Below are 1,686 nucleotides of genomic sequence, written 5' to 3'. Positions count from 1 at the left end.
AAATTCTCCGAGTACTTCAGATCGTTGCGCGGATAGACGAAGGGCTGCCCAATCGAATACTTGTAGGCCCAGGCCGCAATCGTCGGCATCTTCGCGATCAGCCGATGCTGCGCCACCATCCGCTGGTACGGATCGGTGATATCGGTCGAGTCGTGATAGAAGGCGGAAAGAGCGCCCACGACCCCGACCATGATCGCCATCGGGTGCGAATCCCGCCGGAAACCGCGATAGAAGTTGACCATCTGCTCGTGCAGCATGGTGTGATAGGTGATGTCGTGATCGAACTTGGCGAGCTGCTCCGCAGTCGGCAGTTCGCCGTGCAGCAGCAGATAGCAGACCTCCATAAAGGTACAGTTGGAGGCGAGATCCTCGATCCGGTAGCCGCGGTGCATCAGCACGCCTTCGTCACCGTCGATGAAGGTGATCGCCGAATCGCAGGAGGCCGTCGAGGTGAATCCCGGATCGTAGGTAAACATGCCCGTATCCGCGTAGTACTTGCGAATGTCGACGACATCGGGCCCCGTGGTGCCCTTGATCACTGGGAGCTCCCAGGACTTTCCGGTCGCATTGTCTGTGAGCGTTACCGTCTGGGTGTCGGCGCTCTTGGCAGCCGTCGCGGAGCCATTGGTCATTCGCTTGATCCTCGCGCTGAGGCCTGGCGGCACTTTAATGAGGCCGCGCCCGGCTCGTTCGTTGCGACGCAGCATAAGGGCAAGCCCCGAGCAAGGCAAACACGGTAAGCTTTTCTTTTTAATTAGGAGGTTAGCGCAGGTTTATGCGGCTCTATCGGCAATCCGATCGAGGCTTTCCTGACGGCCCAGAACCTGCATGACCTCGAAGACCGGCGGCGAAACATTCGATCCCGTCAGAGCGGCGCGAAGCGGCTGAGCCGCGGCACCGAGTTTCACGCCCTGAGCCTCCGCGAATTGCCGCACCAGGCTCTCCAGGGCCTCTGCCGTCCAGTCGTTGCAGCTCTGCAGCTCCGCATGCAGCTTCGACAGAATGGCCGGCGCATCCCCAGCAAGCAGCTTTGCCGCCTTGTCGTTCAGAGCCAAAGGGCGATCTCGCAGATAAAATTCAGCCATTTCAGAGAGCTCGGCAACTGTCTTCACGCGCGCTTTCAGGCCTTGCATGCCGGCGACCAGTCTGTGCCGCCCCGTTTCGGAGACCGCCTGGAATCGGGACGCGACCAGATCGGCCAGGCGTTCGTCGTCCGCCTCGCGAAGATAGTGGCCGTTGAGATGATCCAGCTTCTGCAGATCGAAGCGGGCGGGCGAGCGGCCGACGCCATCCAGGTCGAACCAATCGATGGCCTGTGCGGTCGGGATGATCTCGTCATCGCCATGTCCCCAACCGAGCCGCAGCAGATAGTTGCGCAGCGCCTCGGGCAGGTAGCCTAGCTCGCGATAGGCCTCGACGCCGAGGGCGCCGTGACGCTTCGACAGCTTGGCGCCGTCGGGACCGTGAATCAGCGGGATGTGGGCGAAAACGGGCGGCTCCCAGCCAAGCAGCCGATAGAGCTGGGTCTGCCGGAAGGCGTTGGTCAGGTGATCGTCGCCGCGGATCGCATGGGTCACGCCCATGTCGTGATCGTCGACGACCACCGAGAGCATGTAGGTCGGCGTGCCGTCCGCCCGAAGCAGTACCATATCGTCCAACTGACCGTTGGCGACCGTGACGGTCCCC

General features: G+C 61.8%; 2 protein-coding genes. Both read right to left on the bottom strand.

Going from position 1 to position 1,686, the window contains the following annotated elements; genetic code table 11:
* On the bottom strand, positions 1–632 hold a 632-nt coding region (locus DBZ32_RS21970), incomplete at its 3' end, for a citrate/2-methylcitrate synthase (RefSeq protein WP_328587501.1).
* A gap of 141 nt (positions 633–773) precedes the next feature.
* Positions 774–1,686: glutamate--tRNA ligase (locus DBZ32_RS21965; protein WP_162906925.1), on the bottom strand; the 913-nt coding region annotated here is incomplete at its 5' end.

The sequence above is a fragment of the Algihabitans albus genome, assembly GCF_003572205.1.
Taxonomy (GTDB): Bacteria; Pseudomonadota; Alphaproteobacteria; order Kiloniellales; family DSM-21159; genus Algihabitans; species Algihabitans albus.
The sequence above is the reverse complement of the archived record's forward strand: the minus strand, read 5'-3'. Positions and strand labels throughout refer to the sequence as shown.